At 59.3% G+C, this 21,978-nt stretch carries 11 protein-coding genes; all 11 read left to right on the top strand.

Annotated elements, in window-relative coordinates; genetic code table 11:
• On the top strand, positions 1-400 hold a 400-nt coding region (locus NA10_RS33825), incomplete at its 5' end, for an acyl-CoA dehydrogenase C-terminal domain-containing protein (protein ID WP_169812696.1).
• Positions 401-673: 273 nt separating this feature from the next.
• Positions 674-2,404: a fatty acyl-AMP ligase gene (locus NA10_RS33820; protein WP_067574787.1), complete on the top strand. Its 1,731-nt coding sequence runs from the start codon at positions 674-676 to the stop codon at positions 2,402-2,404.
• 68 nt (positions 2,405-2,472) lie between these two features.
• Positions 2,473-3,864, top strand: coding sequence for an acyltransferase domain-containing protein (locus NA10_RS33815; RefSeq protein ID WP_169812695.1), 1,392 nt, complete (start codon positions 2,473-2,475; stop codon positions 3,862-3,864).
• 143 nt (positions 3,865-4,007) lie between these two features.
• The gene (locus NA10_RS36240) at positions 4,008-5,642 is read left to right on the top strand and encodes an acyl-CoA dehydrogenase family protein (RefSeq protein ID WP_157556946.1); all 1,635 of its coding nucleotides are present in this window, start codon (positions 4,008-4,010) and stop codon (positions 5,640-5,642) included.
• Positions 5,643-7,322, top strand: a complete 1,680-nt coding sequence (locus NA10_RS36235; RefSeq protein WP_245678199.1) for an acyl-CoA dehydrogenase family protein — start codon at positions 5,643-5,645, stop codon at positions 7,320-7,322.
• 28 nt (positions 7,323-7,350) lie between these two features.
• Positions 7,351-7,617, top strand: a complete 267-nt coding sequence (locus NA10_RS33800; protein ID WP_067574788.1) for an acyl carrier protein — start codon at positions 7,351-7,353, stop codon at positions 7,615-7,617.
• Positions 7,595-12,904, top strand: a complete 5,310-nt coding sequence (locus NA10_RS33795) for a type I polyketide synthase (protein WP_245678196.1) — start codon at positions 7,595-7,597, stop codon at positions 12,902-12,904. Before NA10_RS33800 ends, NA10_RS33795 begins: the two co-directional genes overlap by 23 nt.
• 19 nt (positions 12,905-12,923) lie before the next feature.
• Positions 12,924-19,364, top strand: coding sequence for a type I polyketide synthase (locus tag NA10_RS33790; RefSeq protein ID WP_084515652.1), 6,441 nt, complete (start codon positions 12,924-12,926; stop codon positions 19,362-19,364).
• A gap of 81 nt (positions 19,365-19,445) precedes the next feature.
• Positions 19,446-20,258, top strand: a complete 813-nt coding sequence (locus NA10_RS36230) for a class I SAM-dependent methyltransferase (protein WP_084515651.1) — start codon at positions 19,446-19,448, stop codon at positions 20,256-20,258.
• 324 nt (positions 20,259-20,582) lie between these two features.
• Positions 20,583-21,119, top strand: coding sequence for a GNAT family N-acetyltransferase (locus NA10_RS36225; protein ID WP_084515650.1), 537 nt, complete (start codon positions 20,583-20,585; stop codon positions 21,117-21,119).
• Positions 21,120-21,309: 190 nt separating this feature from the next.
• The coding region (locus tag NA10_RS33780) for an adenosylhomocysteinase (protein WP_174562593.1) at positions 21,310-21,978 on the top strand (669 nt) is incomplete at its 3' end.

The following is a 21,978-nucleotide window of genomic DNA, read 5'->3' as shown; positions in this document are numbered from 1 at the left end:
GATCCAGAAGTTCATCGAGCGCGAAGGCGGCAACGGTCGCCTCAAGGCCGAGCGCAAGCTGCTCGCCACCGCCCTCGAGGATGTGCAGGCCATGGCCGCCACCCTGACCGGGCACCTGATGGGCGCCCAGCAGGATCCGAAGGAGCTCTACAAGGTCGGCCTGGGTTCGGTCCGCTTCCTGATGGCCGTCGGTGACCTGGTCATCGGCTGGCTGCTGCTGGCGCAGGCCGAGGTCGCGATCAACGCCCTCGACAACGGCTCCACCGAGAAGTTCTACGACGGCAAGATCGCCACCGCGCAGTTCTTCGCCCGCAACGTGCTGCCGGAGCTGACCTCGGTCCGCACCGTCCTGTCCAACCTGGACAACGACATCATGGAGCTGGACGAAGCGGCCTTCTGATTGGATTTGGTCCGCACCATCACTCCGGCTTGTATTAATCGGACCGATTAGACGCTCGGCGCCTTATCCGGCCCGCAGCTCAAAGCCGCGACATGGGCCGGTGATGACCCAACTCTGAATTTAGGAACGATTGAAAAGGTCTAATACCGCGCGCAGATTCTGTAGCGTGTGCGTTCCTTTCGCCGCCGAGGTTACAGACCCCATTGTTCTCGAAAATCCGTTGCCAACTGCTTGGGACGAAATCGCTCAGTTCCTCATGGAAGGGAAAACCCGATGGTGATGCCGACTGAAGTGCTCACGCCGCTATCAGACTGTGTCCGTGAGCATGCCCGGACCCGAGGTGAACGCCGTGCCGTGGTCTTCCTGGCTGAGGACGGCAGCGAAGTAGAGCAGCTGACTTACGCAGAACTTGACCGCCGCGCACGGGCCATCGCGGTTTCCCTGGGTGATATGGGGATGACTGGCGAGCGAGCGATGCTGCTCTATCCACCGGGAGCAGAATTCGCCTGCGCCTTCATTGCGTGTCAGTATGCGGGCGTGACGGCCGTGCCGGTTCCTTTTCCGGATTTGTCCCGAGCTGATCGCAGTCTGCCGCGACTTCTCGATATCATGGATAGCGCAGAGCCTGCCGCGGTGCTCACCACGATTGACGGCCAGACGAGGCTTTCCCCATTGCTGGACCAACATCCAGATGTCTCTACTGCGAATTGGGTAGCCTCCGACGGCGTCGACGTCGGCCGCGCCGATGAATGGAGTGATCTCAAGCTCGGTCTCGACGTCCTTGCACTACTTCAGTACACGGCGGGTTCGACCGGAAATCCCAAGGGTGTAGCGCTCTCACGGGGCAATCTGACGGATAACCTCGAAAAGATCCGGCAAGGATTCGGTTGGGAAGCGGATTGGACTTCCTTCAACTGGATGCCACTCTTTCACGACATGGGCCTCATCGGTGGTTTGCTAGAACCGCTGTATGTCGGCGCAACCTGCTATCTGGCCACGCCGTTCACCTTCCTGAAGCGGCCGCGGATTTGGCTAGAGATCATGACTCGATACCGGTGTGAGTACAGTGCAGGCCCGAACTTCGCGTACGACCTATGCGTGCGGCGTGATCCTGGAGATGTATCGGACCTGGATCTGAGCAACTGGCGAGTCGCCGCAAACGGGGCAGAGCCCGTGCGGGCGGAAACCCTGGAGGCGTTTGCCAACGCGTACGCGTCCTGCGGCTTCCGCCCCGAAGCCGCTACTCCGTGCTATGGCCTTGCGGAGTCAACGGTTTTCGTGTCAACAGAGGATGTGGATGCCAGGCCATTCGTCTATGCCGCTGATTTGGCAGCCTTGGCCGCCGGCCGTCTGGAACCTGCTCGGGAATCGAGTCCATCCACCACGCTCATTCGCTGTGGCACAACAGATCAGATCGGTCGAGATCTGCTCATCGTTGATCCTGTCACCGCTTGTCAGTGTGCGAACGGTGAAATCGGTGAGGTCTGGGTTACAGGAGCGAGCGTTGCCGACGGCTACCGGAACAACCCGGAAGCAACGCAAGCCACCTTCGGCGCGACGTTGGCTGTCGACGATGGTCGGCGCTACCTCCGCACCGGCGATCTTGGAGTGGCCAGCGCTGATGGCTTCTTCCTGACTGGCCGGATCAAGGACTTGATCGTGATTGCCGGCCGCAATCATTATCCGACAGATATCGAGCGCACAGCCGAGAGCGCACATCAGGCTGTCCGGCGCGGCTGTTGTGCCGCGTTCGCGGTACCGGGCGTCCCTGTAGAGAAGGCAGTCGTCATAGCCGAAGTATCAGACAACACAGCAGAATTCGACGAGATCCGCCGATCAATTCGCCGCGCTGTGGCTGATGGCCACGGAGTATCGGTCAGTGATGTAGTGCTGATCCGGAAGGGGTCCATCTTCAAGACCTCCAGCGGCAAGGTCCAACGCAGCCGCTGTAGGGACGCGTATTTGCGCAACGCGCTAAACGTTGCCGAAGAGCGGTGCGTATGACAAACAACATCGGAGGCAGGAGCGTTCAGCCCGACGCTGGCTCGTTCAGGACCGGAGGTTCGGGCCCGGTGTCGCAACCCGCAGAAGTCCTCATCCCGGCAAGCTCAGCCGCTGATTCGAATACCCCCTGGCTGCTGCCGTACTCAGCGCTCGACGAGGCAGCACTGATGAGGCTGGCACAACGGTCGATAGACGACATTGCCGCAGGAGCCTGCGCCGGAGTCGAGCTCTCCAACGTAGTAGAGCACCTGGGCCTGCGAGGTAACCACCACAACCAGAGGTTGGCCGTAGTCGCAGACTCTGTGAACGAACTTGCCGAGAAATTGGGGGCGTTCACTCGCGGAGAAAGCCGGCCGGGCTTGTTCGAGGGGAAAGGAACAGCCGGTCGGAGCATCGAATCGGTGGCATTCATCTACCCCGACCAAGGCGGGCAATGGGCAGGCATGGCACGCGAACTACTCAGCGCCGAAACGAGTTTCCGCGATGGTGTGCAGGCGTGTGACAAGGTAATTCGCCCCTACTTAGGCAAATCAATTCTGGATGTATTGTCCTCCAGCGACGACGCTGAGCGGATCGGCGGTATCGATCTGATCCAACCTGCGCTCTTCGCCGTGCAAGTTGGGCTCACGATGTTGTGGCGAACCTGGGGGCTGCGGCCCGGGATGGTCATCGGGTACGGCATGGGTGAAGTCGCAGCCGCCTGGGCCGCGGATGCGCTGCAATTAGAAGATGCGGCGCAAATCATCCTCGGGCGCAGTCGATTGCTGGCGACGGTCGAGGGCAAGGGCGCAATGGCCATGGTGGGCTTGAGCTCGGACGACTGCAAGGCCTTTGCAGACGGCGGCACCGTCGCGGTAGCCGCGATCAACGGTCCGTCCTCGACCGTGTTGGCCGGTCTCCCTGAAGCGGTCAACGAACTCGTCGCGCAGTTGGAACGCGACGGTGTGCCTTGTCGGCGTATCAAGATGGACGCGGCTTCGAACAGCCCATGTGTCGAACCACTCCGGCCATACCTGCTGGCGGAGTTCGACGGAATCCAGCCCCGACAAACTGCAGTTCCGATGGTGTCCACGGTAACCGGCAAACCGATCGATGGTACGCAACTGAACCCTGACTACTGGTGGTCCAATGTGCGCCAGCGTGTGCTGTTCAGCGACGCCATTAGCGAGGTCGCAGGCGACGCCACCGCATTCCTAGAACTGCCCACATCCGACGCTGACGACGTCGATCAGCGACGTGTTGCATTCACAACCCGGCCACGGACACACCGTCGTCGAGTCGTCGTTACAGCGCAACAACTCCGGCCGCCGTGCACTGTTGGCCGCGGCGGGCGCGCTTTATGTACACGGGCCCACTATCGCCTGGGATCGCATCGGATCGAACTCTCGGAGGCAGATCAACCTTCCCGAATAGTGACCGCCGTGGACGCCCCGGCATATGCCGGCAAGGTGCAGTCCTAGTCTGCCGATCAGTCGGCATGCAACTCTTCTGCTCGTAGACCGTCGATCGTGTGATGCCGCATAACTATACCGGTCTTTCATTTCTTTAGGAGCTCGTTTTGCGCAAAGAGACGCAGGAGTGCATTTCCGCACTCAATTGTTGCTTGAGCGATCTCATGCAAAAAGTCAATGAAAATGACTCACGCGATGAATTTCCGACGGAAGCTATTGAGGCGCTCAATCGCATAAAACTCTATGAGTATTATATACCTGAGATCTACGATGGCAAGCTGCGAGATCTGGACGATACCGTAAATATCGTCAGGGGGATGGCTCGACATAACTTAGGGCTTGCGGTTGCCCATGCAAAGACGATTCTCGGCGCGGTTACCGTGTGGGTGGGTGGAGACCATGCGGTTGGTGCTCGCGTTTCATATATAATTCGACTGGGTGGCGCGGTTTCGTGGGGTCTCACCGAGCGAGAACACGGAAGTGACCTGCTGGCAGGACAACTAGAACTTTCGGTCGACGAAGCCGGTACGAAGCATCTATCGGGTGAGAAGTGGCTTATCAACAACGCTACTCGCGGAAGTGCTCTGACGCTCTTGGCGCGCTCAGCGAAGACGGGTGGGCCTCGAGGCTTCGATCTCGTACTCTTCGAAAAGGCAAAGCATCCAGAAGGCTCCTATGAGACTCTAGATAAGGAGCTCACATTCGGGATTCGTGGATCAGACATCAGCGGAATACGCATCCACGACGCCGAAATTGAAGATATCGACATGATTTCGGCGCCCGGCCGCGGCATCGAAATGGTGATGCTCGGACTGCAGGTCACGCGGACATTGTGCTGTGGATTATCGCTGGGCGCTGCTGATCAGGCGCTTGCGGCGGCATACGGATTCGCGCAAGCGCGCACCCTCTACGGCCGTAAACTCATCGAACTGCCCCAGGCGCAGGCGGTGCTGGCCAAAGCGTTGGCGGACCATCTTCTGAACGAAGCATTCACAACCTTCGTCGCCCGGTCTGCTCACGAGATGGCCGACGAACTCTCGGTACACTGCGCCGCTGCCAAATTCGTGGTTCCTACCAGGACAGAGGCAATAATTCGCCAATTGCGCTCCTTTTCGGGAGCGAAGTCGTTCCTTGATGATCCAACGGCGGTCGTGTTAAGTCGAGTCGAGCGTGATCATCGAATTGTGTCGCTGTTCGATGGAAACACAGTTGTGAACCTGACCTCCCTGATCGGACAATTCGGAACATTGTACAGAAGCGCGGAGAGTTCGACATCGGCAATTTCCATAACCTGTAACATGGAAGCTGAAGTCGCCCCAATGGACTTCGGTGCGCTAACGCTATTCTCGCGCAAAGGTTCGTCTCTGCTGCGTGAACTGCCTGACGCCGTGAATGCTCTTTCGGAACCGCTCAGGGATAGGGCGACGATTTTGCTCAACGTTGTCGATAATACGCTCAATGAAATCTCTCGCGAACCGAGGACGGCTGTCGACATCCCGAACTCGTCCTACGTCCTCGCCGAGCGGATCTCACTATGCCTGGCGGCCGCTGCAGCGATTCACCTGGCCGTTCATACCGCACCCGTTCATGGCAATCCGCTATGGAAGAACAGCGTGTGGCTGGAGCTGGTACTTGATAGAGCTCTCGATTGCTTGCTCGATCGGCGTGACACGTATCCGGAGACATGGGGTGTGGACATCCTGGAGACAGCCACGAAGACGTTCGAGCATTTCGCAACCCAAGGTGCATGCATCTCATTGTGGTCCTCCGCACAGGAGGCAATTTAAGTGGTCGAGAAATGGCAAAATGCTGAATCAATGTTCTCACAGCTGGAGCAATTGCTCGGAGATCCTTTCGACTTGTCGAACCCGCTCGGTGCCGCAGAAATCATCGCCGCTGACGAACAGGAGCGTCTGTGTCCGGGCTCCGAGGAATTGCTCGATCAACTCGGCTTCAGCGCACTGTACGTACCAACTCAACACGGTGGCCAATTTGGGTATCTACCTGACCTGGTACGCGATCTTCGTCCTGTCTTCTCGCGAGACTGTTCGCTCGGGCTTGGTTATGGAGTAACGACTCTGATGGCCGCAGTCAACGTGTGGGCGGCGGGTGATAGCGACCAACAGGCATCTGTCGCTAAGCGAATAATGGGCGGTGAGAAGATCAGTGTTGCCTATCATGAGCTCGCCCACGGAAACGATTTCACCGCAAATGAGCTTAGCGCCACCGGCAACGGTACAGGCTACCGCCTTACCGGAAAGAAAGAGATAATAAACAACGCAGTTCGTGCGGACACTGCGGTTGTCTTCGCACGCACTGGCAATCGTCCGGGGCGTTCACATTCACTTTTCCTGGTGGATCTTGCTGAAACTCAAAATGTCGCGAGGCTGTCGAAATATCGGACAACGGCGTTGCGCGGTGCTCAGCTTGGCGGTCTGAAATTTGACGGTGCAGACGTGGCTGCGGGCGCAATGATCGGTGCTGATGGCACGGCAGTTGATATCGCTCTACGTTCCTTCCAGGTAACCAGAACGGTGATGGCAGGTGCTGGCTTAGGGCCGGCTGATATTTCGCTACACCTTGCTGCATCATTCGCGCAGAGCCGAGTAATACGTGGTCGAACGGTTGATTCGTATGCTCATGCGCGGACAAATCTGGCAATGGCCTACGCTCTTATTCTAGCGGCCGAAGCAGCAGTTTTAGAGGTTGCCCACAATATCCATGATTCGCCCGGCCAAGCTTCGGTACAGACGGCTGCGGTCAAGTACATCGCACCAATCTTGGTAGAACAGGCCATGGAGTACATGGCCGTTGTCATGGGCGCTCGCTTCTATCTGCGGAGTGGGCCATATGCGCTGTTCAACAAACATTTCCGCGACCTGCAGCCCGTAGGTGTGGGTCATGCAGGCGGAACTTCTTGTTTGCTCACCATTATTCCGCAGCTGCGCACTATTGCGGGTCCCCCGGGGAGCGTTGGTACACACGCTGATTTCGTGGACTTTGGCCGACTGAAACTGCGAGCATCGGCTGGTGACCTGACACTCGCGGTGCTTCCCGTTCGTGCTGCTGCGTTGGCGGATGCGTCAGCGGAGGTGGGCAATCAACATGCAGTTGCCAATCTGGAGAGAGAGTATGCAGAGCTCTGCTCAAGCATTACCGCGCTTATGCCTAATGAACTAGGAATCGCTGCACCTGCCTCTGCTTTTGGTGCCGCCGCCAAATACTGCCGTCTGCTCGTTCTGTCATCTGCGCTCGGCGTGTTCGAAAGAAGTCGGCATGAATTTGACGCTGCATGGGCGAGGATTGCCGTCTCTGCGGTACTGGCGCAGGAGAGGGGCGTTCGTCCGAATCTGGACCCAGACGACGTCGACGTGGTCTTCTCGGAAATTGGACAAAGGACGCGGCAAGGCCGGAGCAACTGCCTAGATGGGGCGCCCGTTCGTCGGTCAATTCCGGACCATAAATAACATCAAGCACTCGAGATTGGAAGAACGCATGTCTAACGCGCCCGAGAACGTCATAATTCCCGCTAATGTGACGAAATGGCTGACCGATGCCATTGCCTCATATGTTAACGTAACGCCGCAAAGTCTCGACGTGGACATCTCCGTCGCAGAGTACGGTTTGGATTCGGTGAACGCCGTGACACTGGTTGGCGATATCGAACGCGCATTCGGTCTGTCTCTTGAGCCGACTTTTGTCTGGGATTACCCGACAATTCGTGAAATGGCTGTCCTAATTGATAGCGAAATGGCTACATAAGATGGTATCGCAACAGTATTTCACCAACGCGGTCGATGGAGAGCCGATCGCGATCGTCGGCATGGGGTGCCGATACCCGGGTAACGTCTATTCCCCCCAGGATCTGTGGCAGCTGGTTGCGGACGGCATCGACGCGACGTCGGAGTTCCCGACCAATCGTGGGTGGGATGTCCAGCGGCTGTACGACCCAACTGGTGAAACTCCGTACACCACGTACACGCGGGAGGGTGGATTCCTGCACTCCGCCGGTGAATTCGACCCTGCGTTCTTCAACATCAGTCCTAACGAAGCTGCAGGCATGGATCCGCAGCAGTTCCTGCTGTTGGAGACCTCGTGGGAGGCCCTCGAACGGGCTGGTATCGAACGCCGAGCTCTAAAGGGAAGCCGAACCGGTGTGTGGGTCGGCATGATGTACCACGACTACTTGGGCAACGCGAACACGGGATCGATCGCCTCAGGACGAATCTCATACGTATTCGGCCTGCAGGGCCCGTCGATCACTGTAGATACGGCATGTTCGTCGTCGCTTGTTTCGATACATTTGGCCGCGCAGTCGCTGCGGTCCGGCGAGTGCGATTTGGCATTGGCCGGGGGTGTGACGGTCATGGCGACTCCGGAGACCTTCGTCGATTTCAGTCGGCAGCGAGGATTGTCGCCGGACGGCCGGTGCAGATCGTTCTCCGATGACGCCAATGGTGTCGGCTGGTCCGAGGGCGCAGGCATGCTGGTGTTGGAGAGGCTGTCCGACGCTCACCGCAACGATCACGAAGTGCTTGCGATCATTACTGGCTCGGCGGTGAATCAGGACGGTGCGTCTAATGGTTTGACTGCACCGAACGGTCCGGCACAGCGGCGAGTGATTAGTCAGGCCTTGGCCAATGCTCGACTCTCGCCGACCGATATCGATGTGGTCGAGGCTCACGGCACCGGAACCACATTGGGTGACCCGATCGAAGCCAAGGCGCTCTTGGCGACCTACGGGCAGGACCGTGCTTCGGATCGTCCCCTATGGCTGGGGTCATTGAAATCGAACATCGGTCATGCTCAGGCAGCCTCGGGCGTGGGTGGTGTGATCAAGATGGTCATGGCAATGCGTCACGGGGTTTTGCCGCGGACGCTCCACGTGGGTCAACCATCGACAAAGGTGGATTGGTCCAAGGGTGACGTCCGGCTGTTGACCGAGCCGTTGGCATGGCAGGTGGATCGTCCACGGCGTGCGGGTGTGTCCTCCTTCGGGATTAGCGGGACCAACGCACACCTCCTTCTTGAGCAGGCCCCAGTGCCGGCGGTCGAGTCGGCCAGGGTGCCGCGGACCACTCCCTTGTCCTTGCCATGGATGCTGTCCGCTCGGAACAGTGAGGCCCTGGCCGCACAGGCCGACCGGTTGGCATCAGATGTGGGAGGCCATGATCCGATTGACGTCGGATATTCCTTGGCGTCGGCTCGCAACGTCTTCGAGCATCGCGCAGTAGTGATGGGCAAGGACCGCGAAACCCTACTTAGTGGAATGCATTCGGTAGCAGCCGGCGTAAGTCAACCCGGGGTAGTCACCGGTCGAACGATGGCTGGCTCGACCGGTGCGGTCTTCTCAGGCCAAGGCGCTCAGTGGGCCGGTATGGCTAGGGAGCTGTGTGGCTCGTACTCGATGTTCGCGGAGCACTTCAACGCGATCGTCGAGGAGCTGGAACCCATGCTGTGCCAGACGGTTTCGTTGAGCACAGCATTGGTGGATGATTCCCTGATCGACCAGACGGTGTTCGCGCAGGCCGGCCTATTTGCGTTCGAAGTGGCATTGTTCCGACTGCTCGAATCGTGGGGTCTCGAGTTCGACGCAGTAGCTGGTCATTCAATCGGTGAGGTAGGCGCCGCACATGTCGCTGGGGTGTTGTCGCTCTCGGATGCATGTCGATTGGTAGCGGCCCGCGGCCGACTGATGCAGGCGCTGCCCGCAGGCGGCGCGATGGCTGCAGTCGGAGCCTCCGAGGCCGACGTGCTACCGCTGCTGGCTGGTGGCGACGGGATATCGATCGCCGCCGTGAACAGTCCGTTGTCGGTGGTGCTGGCCGGTGACGAAAACGTGCTCGCCGATGTCATCGAGCTTTGCTCCGACCGCGGATGGCGGACGCATCGACTACGTGTATCGCATGCGTTCCACTCGGCATTGATGGAGCCGATGTTGGCCGAGTTCGCCTCGGCAATAGAAGATTTGACATTTGCTCGGCCGAGTATCCCGTTGGTGTCTACGGTGACCGGCACGTATGTCGTCGATGAGATGTGCGATCCGCAGTACTGGGTTACACAGGTTCGGGATACCGTGCGGCTTGCCGACACCGTTGTGGCGATGATGAGTTCGGGTGTGTCCAGATTCGTCGAGGTCGGGCCCGGCGCGGTGTTGACGCCGATGATCGCGCAGACCCTCGAGCACACGCAGCCGGGCATGACCGAGACCACGGTCGCTCTCGCGCGTCGAAATCACGCCGATCCGTCGTCAGTACTGGGTGGTGTGGCCCAGCTCTTCGTTTCCGGTGCGCACGTCAAATGGGACAATATTTACGCCGACACCGGAGCCCAGCGAATTGACTTGCCCACGTATGCATTCCAGCGTCAGCGGTTTTGGAAGTCCAACGGGTCCACCGATTCCGGTGATGCGCAGGCGATGGGCCTTGAAGCGGCGGGGCATCCGTTGGTTTCAGCGGTGGTATCCGGGCCGGATTCCGATGCGATGATGCTGACCGCCCGCGTGTCTGTGGCGAGCCACCCATGGCTGGCCGATCACGTGGTGATGGGCACAGCCTTGTTCCCAGGCACCGGGTTCGTCGAGCTCGCGTTGTGTGCAGGTGAACGGGCCGGCTGCTCCATGCTGGAAGAGCTGATCCTGCACGCTCCGTTGGCACTGCCTGAGTTCGGTGGTGCTGCGGTGCGAATCGTGGTCGACGCCGTCGATGAGACCGGTCGACGTGCGGTGCGGATTTTCTCCTGCCCCACCAGTGGTAATGACGCAGCGTCCTCCTGGACGCTAAATGCCGAAGGAACACTCGCTGCGGGTGAGGAGACCGTCGGCCTTGAGTTGGCTTCGTGGCCGCCGATCGGTGCGGAGGTAGTGGACCTTGAGGGCGCATACGACGAGCTACACAGCGCAGGATACTGGTACGGCCCTGCTTTCCAAGGATTGCGGGCGGTGTGGCAGCGTGGCGATGAGTTGTTTGCTGAGGTCGTTTTGCCCGAGTCGGAGGACAACAAGGGTTTCGGGTTGCATCCAGCGCTACTGGATGCCTCCCTGCACGCCTTGCGGTTGGCAGGGCACACGAGGTCGGGTGAACCCGGAATCGCGTTGCCGTTCGAGTGGTCTGGTATCACCGTGCACACCGCGGAGGCACGTTCGGTGCGAGTCCGGTTGACCCGAACAGGCGAGCACTCTGTGGCCTTGGATCTCGCGACTCCGACGGGCATTGCGGTCGCAACGGTGCGGCATTTGGCTTCACGGCCAATGGATCCCGCTCAGCTCGCCATCGGCACACCTATCGCCCGCACCGCCACGTTTCAACTCGATTGGACACCGATCTCGGTGTCTGGCCCTGAAATTAGCGCGGTGTCGTGGGAGCATCTCGCCGACGACACCCCGGCAGTGGTGATGCTGGACTGTCCGGCGGGCAACGATCCCGGTGCGATACGTGCCGCAACCCACGCTGTGCTGCGGGTTGTTCAGTCGTGGATAGCCGACCACCGGTTCGCTGATTCGGTTCTGGTGGTGAGAACCAGAAATGCCGTTTCCGTCGCGGGCGAAGACACCCCGAACTTGGCTGGCGCTGCGATAGGCGGTCTGGTTCGTTCCGCTCAGGCCGAAAATTCTGGTCGGATCCTGTTGGTCGACTCAGACTCTGAGCTCGATGGGTTGCTGGGTGGGATTCTGGCTGCCGGAGAACCCCAGGTGGCGGTGCGTAGTGGGCAGGTGTACGTGCCGCGACTAGCTCGATCGGTCTTCAGGGCAACCTCGAACGCATCTTTCGATCCAGAAGACACAGTTCTGATCACTGGCGCCAGCGGCTACCTCAGTGGGTTGTTTGCCCGGCATCTGGTTGCCCGGCGCGGTGCACGCCGACTGCTATTGCTGAGCCGACGCGGCGAATCTGCTCCCGGCAGTATCGAGCTGCGGGCAGACCTGGAGAGTCTGGGTGCTGAAGTCGGGTTTGCCGCTTGTGACGTCACCGACCGTGATGCTCTCGCCGAGATCCTGGCTGAAATTCCCGGTGGCCGCCCACTCGCCGGCGTATTCCACACGGCCGGTGTCCTCGATGACGGCGCCATCGCCTCGCTCACCGCGAACCGGATGGACACAGTATTGCGACCCAAGGTCGATGCCGCGCTGAATCTGCACGAATTGACCATCGATCTGCCATTGAAGGCGTTCGTTCTGTTCAGCTCAGCCGCCGGCGTCGTCGGTAATGCAGGCCAGGGCAACTATGCCGCCGCAAATGCTTGCCTGGATGCGCTGGCTGCGCATCGCCGGGCGTCGGGGCGTTGCGGGCAGTCGCTTGCGTGGGGTTTGTGGAACACGGACGGAGGCATGGCGTCGGAACTCGGGGAGTCCGAACTGCGCCGGATGTCCCGATCCGGCATGCTGCCGCTGACCGCAGAACAGGGACTGGAGCTGTTCGACGCTGCATCTGACACCGACATTGCGACATTGATCCTCGCCCGTTTGGATCTAGACAGTATGCGGCGCATGGGACCGGTTCCCGCGCTGTTCTCCGGCTTGGCCCCGGCTCGTCGCCAGGTTGACGGAGGCAGATCCACGGAATTGCGTACGCGCCTGGCCAACACTCCTGTAGAAGCGCGCCTCGCAGTTCTCGTTGAGATAGTGCAAAGTCAGATCGCAACGATTCTTGGCCATCAGAATGTAAATGCAGTTGAGGCGGATCGGCCTTTTAAGGAACTCGGCTTCGATTCACTCGGGGCCGTCGAGCTGCGTAACAAGCTCAAAGCTATTACTGGTCTGCAATTGTCGGCGACGCTGGTATTCGATTACCCCTCCCCGCGGGCATTGGCTGAATACCTGGCGGATGAGTTCATCGGTCATCAGCAACCCGATCAGACACCGGGTCTATCCGAAAATGAGATCCGTCGAGCCCTACGGACGATCCCGCTCGACCGTCTCCGCAAGGCCGGAATTTTCGATGCCCTCATGAATCTGGCGCAGGGATCGGAAAGTGACGACGAGGGTGCCACGACGGAATCGATTGATGACCTCGATATCGATGATCTGATCGATTTTGCATACAACAACTAGCTCTAGGACTTGTGAATAAATGACTAACGATAATACTGAGAAGCTTGCTCAGGCATTGCGCTTTTCGCTGAAGGAAACTGAGCGACTGCGAGCCGAGAACAGAACGCTCGATGCAGCCCTTCGTGAACCTATTGCGATTGTGGGTACCGGGTGCCGGTATCCAGGTGGCGTAACATCCGCCGAGGGGCTGTGGGAAATGGTGACTAACGGCCGAGATGTAGTATCTGACTTTCCTGCAGATCGAGGGTGGGATATCGGGACTCTGTACGACCCGGATCCTGCCGCGGCAGGCAAGTCGTATACGCGCCACGGCGGGTTTGTATATGACGCGGGGGATTTCGATGCGGACTTCTTCGGAATTAGTCCCCGAGAAGCCTTGGGGATGGATCCCCAACAGCGATTGCTGCTGGAAACGACATGGGAAGGCCTTGAGAACGCTGGCATCGATCCGGTGTCGCTGCGTGGCACCGATACCGGCGTATTCGTAGGGGTCATGTACTACGACTACGGGCTGCGGTGGGGCGACACGGCACCGGCCGGGCTTGAGGAGTACGTCGGCTTCGGCAGCGTAGGCAGTTTGGTCTCGGGCCGGTTGTCATATGTGCTCGGCCTGGAAGGGCCCGCCGTTTCAGTCGACACAGCGTGTTCGTCGTCGCTGGTCGCACTCCACCAGGCGGCGCAGTCGCTGCGGCGGGGAGAGTGCTCGCTGGCCTTGGCAGGCGGGGTAACGGTGATGTCGACCCCAGGCATTTTCGTGGAGATGAGTCGGCAGAAGGGGCTGTCCGCGGACGGCCGATGCCGGTCTTTTGCTGCGGGAGCCGACGGAACGGGATGGGCCGAGGGCGCCGGCGTTGTGGTGCTGGAGCGCTTGTCGGATGCGGTTCGAAACGGACATCGAGTACTGGCGGTGGTGCGGGGCTCTGCGGTGAACCAGGACGGAGCCAGCAACGGGCTGACCGCACCGAACGGTCCCTCCCAACAGCGGGTCATTCGAGCGGCCTTGGCTGATGCGAGGCTGAGTCCGACCGATGTGGACGTGGTCGAGGCGCACGGAACGGCGACCACACTAGGCGATCCGATCGAGGCCCAGGCCATCATCGCGGCATACGGACAGCAGCGATCCGCAGACAAGCCACTGTGGTTGGGGTCGATCAAGTCCAACATGGGACATACCCAGGCCGCGGCGGGTGTTGCTGGCGTCATCAAAATGGTGATGGCGATGCAACACGGAGTGTTGCCTCAGACACTGCATGTAGATGAACCCTCGCCGCATGTGGACTGGTCGGCTGGAACGGTGGAACTGCTGACCGAAGCGCAGGAATGGGACGCGACGGAGGATCGCCCGCGCCGTGCAGGGGTGTCTTCGTTCGGCATCAGTGGCACTAACGCCCATGTGATCCTTGAGCAGGTTCCCGAAGCGAAATCTGTGCTTGAGGCGCAGCCGATGCTGGACACCAAGTTGTCCGTGGCGCCATGGGTGCTCTCGGCCAAGTCGCAATCGGCACTGTCTGCACAGGCTGCCCGACTGCGCGATTTCGCGACGACTGATTCGACCCTGGACATTAGAGATATCGCGGCCTCGCTCCTGAAGCGATCGGTGTTCGAACACCGCGCTGTGGTGCTGGGCAGCGACCGGGCTGACCTGTCGGCGGGATTGACAGCGCTCGCGGACAAGGTTCCCACCTCGAACGTGGTTGAGGGCCGTACGGATGCGGCCGGAAAAACGGTTTTTGTGTTCCCTGGACAGGGGTCGCAGTACGTCGGGATGGGACGAGAGCTTTATGCGGAGTTCCCCGTTTTCGCTGCAGCGTTCGACACGGTGGCGTCGGAACTGGATCAGCATCTGAATGGGTCTGTGAAGGATGTGGTTTGGGGACAGGACGAGGCGCTCGTCCACCAGACGGTGTGGGCTCAGGCCGGGCTATTCGCGGTCGAGGTCGCATTATTCGAGTTGCTGGATAGCTGGGGCGTCCGGCCGGACTTCATCATGGGCCACTCGCTGGGGGAGCTGACGGCCGCGTATGTGGGCGGGGTGCTGTCTCTGCCTGATGCAGCGATGTTGGTGGCTTCCCGCGGCCGTTTAATGCAGGCGTTGCCGGAAGGCGGCGCGATGCTTGCCGTCCGGATAAACCAGGATGAAATCGCTTCGTTGCTGCCCGGCGGCGTCGATATCGCTGCAGTCAACGGACCGGAAGCAGTAGTGCTCTCTGGTCCCTTGGATAAGATGAGTGCGGTGACCGAGGAGCTTGACGCGCAAGGGTATAAGACTAGCCGTTTGACGGTATCGCATGCCTTCCACTCATCGCTGATGGAGCCAATGATTGACGAATTCGCCGCCATTGCGACGACGATTTCAGTCGGTGCGCCCCGGATCCCAATTGTGTCCAACCTGACGGGTCAGCTCGCCGATGACCGGTTCGGTACACCGCAGTATTGGGTGGATCACGCTCGCCGAGCCGTTCGCTTTTTCGACGGTGTGCAGCTGATGCAGGCACTGCAAGTTACCAAATTCGTGGAAGTGGGCCCTGGCACGGCGTTGGCCGCCCTGGTTGCGCAATCGGTAACTGGCGAGGCGGTATCGGCTATCCCGATGATGCGTGGAAAACACCCCGAAACCGCTTCAGTGCTTGCCGCACTGGCGGGACTCTTCGTTCGGGGCTCCGCAGTCGATTGGTCGGCAGTGGTGGGTGGGTGTGAGCGCTTGGTGAAACTGCCGACTTATCCTTTTCAGCGCCAGCGGTTCTGGCTGGGGGCATCGACGGGCGTGAAGGCTCCTGATCTGGAACCCGATGCTGTGCGGCATCCATTGCTCGCCGCGGTCATGGAAACCCCGGAGCGTGGGTACGCCAACGAGGCGGACGATCCGTTCTTCCAGATGTTCGAAAATGTCGGACCAGTCTCCTTCCTTGAGTGGGAAGGACTACATGCTCTGGACTGGATCCCGGTGCCGAAGAAGAGTATTCCGGCCGATGGCATGCGTGGCATCAAGGTTCTGGAAATCGAAGAATCCGTCGACATAGCCGCGATGATCGCCGAAATCAAACGCGAGAGTACCAAAACTGTTATCGTTACGTGCCATTCGCCGGGATCAACGCAACATCGCACGCTAGTGCCAACATTGGCGGATAGTTCGCCTCAGGCCGACTTGTCAGGGGTGCATGCAACGATTCGCAATATTCTTGCGCTCTTGCAGCTCTGGCTTGACGACGAAAAGCTAGTCGACACCCAGTTGATATTGGAAACCAGCGGAGCGATTGGTTTTGGAAGCCGGGGAGTGACCGACTTGGCTGCTGCTGCGGCTTGGGGGCTGGTCCGTGCTGCCCAGACCGAGAACCCAGGGCGTATCGTTCTGGTCGATGTGGACGATTGGGGAGTTCCGGCCGGAGAAATTGCGACCGCTGCCGCAAGCGGTGAGCCTCAGATTGTCATCAGATTGGGTAAGGTATTCGCCCCGCGAATGGCAAAGGCTGTTATCGAAGAGCCTCTTCCGAATCCTGAAGGAGAATCCGAATGGACTCTGGGAATGGTCGAGAATGGCATTTTGGAAACCCTTGCTCTGATTGAGAGTGATAGCGAATTCCCGATTCTTGGCAGCGGCGACGTTAGGGTAGAAATTCGTGCGATGGGCTTGAACCTTCGCGACGTCCTCATCGCGAGGGGAGCCTACCCTGACATTGAAGCAACGCTGGGAGCCGAGGCGGCCGGGATTGTCGTCGAGGTCGGCACTGGCGTAACCGGGTTGAACGTCGGCGACCGAGTTATGGGGCTGTTCGAGGGCTCCATTGGCCCAGTCTCAACCACAGATCAGCGGCTACTCGTTCGTGTGCCGAGTGGACTGTCTTGCTCGCAGGCGGCAGCGATTCCATTCTCGTTCCTAACCGCGTACATCGGCCTCATTGACGCCGCTGAACTCAAGCCGAACGAGAGGGTGCTCGTCCACGGAGCGCCGAGTGGTCTGGGCAGCGCTGCCGTCCAACTTGCGCGGCACAGGGGCGCAGAGGTTTTTGCTGTCTGCGGTGACCACGCGGAAACGCAGGCGTTGCGGCTCCTCGGATTTGACGAGGAGCATGCGGTCGATTTGGACGCAGGGGAACGTGGATTTGACATAGTATTCAATTCGCTTCCTCATGATGTCTCGAAGCCATCGATGAACTTCTTGAACGATGGCGGGCGATACGTGCATAGTGCCTTTGTGCAAGATCTGCACCGGGATTGCGATCCATCGCCGGGCATTGTATTCAAGCTGGTAGATGCCTTTAACGTCGACCGTGACCGGGCGCAGGAAATTCTTCTGGAATTGGTGGATCTGTTCGAAAAGGGAGATCTAGCGCTGCCGACGGTTAGAGGCGCGGATTTGCACCGAGCTCCAGAGGTGCTCAGGGAGCTCAGTCAATCCGAAGACTTCGGCATGAACGTGCTGACTTTCGGCCGCGGCATGGGTGGTGGCACCGTGCTGGTGACTGGAGGCACAGGCGGTTTGGGTGCGGTGATCGCACGGCATCTGGTGACGGCGTATGGCGTTCGCCGGTTGCTATTGGTCAGCAGGTCAGGACTGGCGGCTGAAGGGGCCAAGCAGTTGGTTGCGCAGCTGGCGGACATGGGCGCCCATGCCGACGTCGTCGCCTGTGATATCAGCAATCGCGTCGCGTTGCAGCGAGCGTTGGCCGACATTTCTGCGGAGCACCCACTGGTCGGGGTCGTGCACGCAGCTGGTGTACTCGACGACGGGGTAATCGGGTCACTGACGCCACAGCGCGTCGACGCGGTGTTCGCACCGAAGGCCGACGCAGCTTGGCATCTGCACGAACTGACAGCAGGCTCAGACCTTGCGATGTTTGTGCTGTTTTCCTCAATCGCCGGTGTCTTGGGTGCAGCCGGCCAGGGCAATTACGCCGCAGCAAACGCATTCCTGGATGGACTGGCGTCTTATCGGCGTGACCGCGGCTTGCCTGCGGTATCGATCGCCTGGGGCCTTTGGGCGCAGTCGGGTGGGATGACCGAGCGGCTGAGCGCCACTGACCTTGCTCGCATGCAGTCGGTCGGCATGATCGGCATGACCACAGAGCAGGGCACAGCGTTGTTCGACGCGGCTCTGATCGCCGACGAACAGCTAACAGTCGCTGTAGGTTTGGATACCGCCGCATTGCGTACAGCCGGTGACCGGTTGCCACCCATCCTGCAGGAACTGGTACCTGTCCGACGGATTGGCTCCGACACCGTTTCGTCCAGTTCCAGTCTCCAGCAGCGCCTCCCGGCGCTTGATCGCGCCGAGCAGTATCGAACGGTCGTGGACCTGGTATGCGGACAGGCCGCTGCTGTGCTCGGCCACTCGTCCGCTGATGCGATCGACCCCAACCGGGAGTTCGGGTCGATGGGCTTCGAATCGTTGACCGCTGTCGAATTCCGCAATCGCCTCGCCGCGGCTACAGGCCTGAAACTTTCTCCCACGATCGTCTTTGACTTTCCGACGCCACAAGCGCTCGCCAGCACCCTCCTAAGCGATATCACTGAGTCAGCCCCCGAACCCGGCGAAACATCTGCGACCGGCCGCCAGGCCGCAGCCGGTCACGCTTCCGATGCCGAGATTGCTGGCCCAGAGTGGCTGGACGTGGGCAAGCTGTTCGGATCGATACTGGAATCGGGAAGGTACGGAGCCGCGCGTGCACTGTTGGAGGCGGCAGCAGACCTTCGGCCTACTTTTGAATCGGTCGATAATTGCAGATCGACGACGGTGACGTCGTTGGCATCCGGGCCGGTTGGGCCTCGAATTATCGCAATCAGCGCTCCCATTCTTACCGGTGGTGTTCATCAGTATGGAAGAATTGCCAAGCATCTTGATAATAAGATGAATATGGTGGGTGTGTCCCTGCCGGGCTTTTCACCTGAGGACAAGCTTCCCGCAGATGCGGAACTCGCAGTTGACAGTGTGGTTGCGGCCGTCGATCGTGCTGCTGAAGGTCAGCCTTTTATTCTGCTCGGGTACTCATCGGGTGGAGTTCTTGCATATGCAGTTGCTGAAAAACTGGAAAAGCGAGCAGACGAAAACCTCAGTGGTCTAATCATGCTTGACAGCTTCAAACCGTCGCCGGCGGTTGAAGCAGCCGAGGGTGATGATTGGAAAATTTGGGGTGTATCCGCAGGTCCGCTATTCTCGGGGATGTTGGCTGAGTGGGGTCGACTGGGTGGCCAGGAAACGGGTACCCGACTGACGGCCATGGCAAAATGGGGTAGCTACCTAACCAGGGATTTCGGAAGACTTCGAACCCCGGTTCATTTCATTCAGTGCACGAATCCGTATTCATTGCAGTCTGAAAACGGAACGTTCATGCTGCCAGGGGCCGACCAATGGTACGAGGAGAACGACCTGCGCACCGTAGACGCGGATCATTTCACGCTGTTGACCGACGGTGCCGTCGACGTAGCCGAAATGATCTTGAGTTGGGCAGTTAGGGATCTGTAGGAAGCTGCAGAGCTGCCTAACTGGGTGGAAGAGTCTTTTGCGGATCATGCCGTTGTTGCGTGCTCCCGATCAAGTAAAAGCATGGAGAGTTATATGGAATCGCGTGGCGATGTGAAGAACGGCTCTGGGGCCGAGGTTAAAGAGAAGTATCGTCAACTCTACGACGGACTTTCGAAGCATTTCAGCTCAATCCGGGGTACTGATTACTCGAACTTCCTGAATTTCGGATACAAGTGCATCGGCGGGTTGGATGAAGCGCGCTTCAATGTGCCCGATGGGATCCCGGGCGGAGACTCGATCAGGCTGGTGTATGAGTTGGTCGGTTCGGTCGAGCTCGAAGGGCGCGCCTTGGTAGACGTGGGGTGTGGCCGTGGTGGACCAGCTGCATTGCTGAGCCAGCGCTTCGGGGCGGATGTTCTCGGTGTAGATCTTTCTCCGGAAGCGGTTTCCTACTGCCGTAAGGCAAATGCTGATCTACCGATTCGGTTCGAAGTGGGCGATGCTGAGGCATTGCCGGTCGCGGATTCATCAGTCGATGTCGTAACCAATATCGAATCTTCTCATACTTACCCGAATATGCCGGCCTTTCTCTCTGAGGTGCGGAGGATTCTCCGTCCTGGCGGCTGGTTTTTGCATACGGATATGTTGAGCGCATATCGGTGGGTTGAGATTCGTAAATTTCTCGACGAGAATGGTTTCGTTCTCGAAACCGACCGTGAGATCACTGAGAGTGTACTTGCCTCGCGTGACGCGGTACGACGGTATCGTGGCGGCAACGGTCGAATGCATCCTATGCTCGAGAATATTCTCGGCCTTCCAGGTTCCGAGATATATGAACTGATGAAGGATGGAACCTGCGAATACAGGATCTTCAGATCGCGGCTTAAGTCATAACTTGCGATCTGAACATTGAGTTGGGCCGGTTTATAGCCGCGCCGGCCCAACTCTGCGTAGAAGTCGGACGGCAGCTCTCCGCTTTGAGGCTTCCTGCCTCAGTTATGGGCTTTGCGCGCATCCGGGTGATACACATTGCAGACCTTCGATAGCGGCCACTTTCTGCCTCGAAACTCATCTCACTGAAATCTCCGGACTTATTCAGCGAATCCGCGTTCAGCGATCTACCGATACTCAAATTCTCGGAAGAGAGCTGATTCTTGACTTAACCCAAGCTGAGGAGACCGCCTATAGGCGCTCATACTCGAATGAGAGTCGAATAGTATGACATCGGATACACCCGCACTCGAATCCCCGCAGAAAGTCGATGCGGGACAGCAGTTTATTGTGGCCGTGCGCTCACTCTCGCCTGAAGATATCGAATTCGTCAGGCGGGTTCTAATCGGGATGTCGGAGCAGAGTCGTTACCTACGCTTCCACTCGCCTGTGCCAATCGTGTCCGACTGGCTATGTCGAAATGTCCTTAACCCCAAAGATTTTGAATGTGTGACGTATCTGGCGGAGCATCATATGTCCGATCGTGTGGAGCCGATCGGTTTCGGTCAGATGATCGAAACAGGAGACGGTGAGGCGGACCTGTCCTTGGCTGTGGTCGACGTGCATCAGCGAAAAGGCGTTGGCCATATTCTGATGTCGCACTTGATCGCTTCGGCCACCATGCGGGGCTGGAATATAATCCAAGCCGACGTCCTCGCGGAGAACACCGCGGCTATCGGAGCTATTTCAACATGGCTGGGGTCGCCGGTTTCTAGGCACACAGAATCGAACCGCGTGAAGCTGCGCTGGCATCTGACAGCATAATTTGCTTGTCCTGAGCTTCGTTGGCGTCACAGGGAGTTCCCATTCCGACAATCCCGGATGAATGCGATTTCAGGGACGTTGGCGGCGATGCTCGACTTGAAAATAGCCGAATGCTACATCGAGACCACTTTATACTGAAGCGATATAACCAATAGTGACTGTGATTAACGACTGGGCCGCTGTGTCCAGCATGATGACCGCTGACGTCCGCAATGGGATCGATTTCAAGGTGGCGGACCTGTCACAGGCCGAGTTCGGCCGCAAGGAGATTCGCCTGGCCGAGCACGAGATGCCGGGCCTGATGGCGCTGCGTCGCGAGTACCACGACGTGCAGCCGCTCAAGGGCGCGCGGATCTCGGGTTCGCTGCACATGACCGTGCAGACCGCCGTGCTGATCGAGACCCTGGTCTCGTTGGGCGCGCAGGTCCGCTGGGCCTCCTGCAACATCTTCTCCACCCAGGACCACGCGGCCGCCGCGGTCGTGGTCGGCCCGCACGGCACCATCGACGAGCCCAAGGGCACCCCGGTCTTCGCCTGGAAGGGCGAGACCCTGGAGGAGTACTGGTGGGCGGCCGAGCAGATGCTGACCTGGCCGGGCGAGCCGGCCAACATGATCCTCGACGACGGTGGTGACGCCACCATGCTGGTGCTGCGCGGCGCGCAGTTCGAGAAGGCCGGTGTCGTTCCGCCGGAGGACGAGACCCACTCGGCCGAGTACAAGGTGTTCCTGAACCTGTTGCGGGAGAGCATTGCCGCCGATGGGACGAAGTGGTCGAAGATCGCTGATTCCGCGCGGGGTGTCACCGAGGAGACCACCACCGGCGTGCTGCGGCTGTACCAGTTCGCCGCCGCGGGTGAA

The sequence above is a fragment of the Nocardia acidivorans NBRC 108247 genome (assembly GCF_001625085.1).
Taxonomy (GTDB): domain Bacteria; phylum Actinomycetota; class Actinomycetes; order Mycobacteriales; family Mycobacteriaceae; genus Nocardia; species Nocardia acidivorans.
The sequence above is the reverse complement of the archived record's forward strand: the minus strand, read 5'-3'. Positions and strand labels throughout refer to the sequence as shown.

What these genes read in the sequence shown, in the direction of transcription:
- NA10_RS33820 (WP_067574787.1), top strand. Translation starts at nt 674, where the DNA reads ATGGTGATGCCGACTGAAGTGCTCACGCCGCTATCAGACTGTGTCCGT.
- NA10_RS33800 (WP_067574788.1), top strand. Translation starts at nt 7,351, where the DNA reads ATGTCTAACGCGCCCGAGAACGTCATAATTCCCGCTAATGTGACGAAA.
- NA10_RS33790 (WP_084515652.1), top strand. Translation starts at nt 12,924, where the DNA reads ATGACTAACGATAATACTGAGAAGCTTGCTCAGGCATTGCGCTTTTCG.
- NA10_RS36230 (WP_084515651.1), top strand. Translation starts at nt 19,446, where the DNA reads ATGGAGAGTTATATGGAATCGCGTGGCGATGTGAAGAACGGCTCTGGG.
- NA10_RS36225 (WP_084515650.1), top strand. Translation starts at nt 20,583, where the DNA reads ATGACATCGGATACACCCGCACTCGAATCCCCGCAGAAAGTCGATGCG.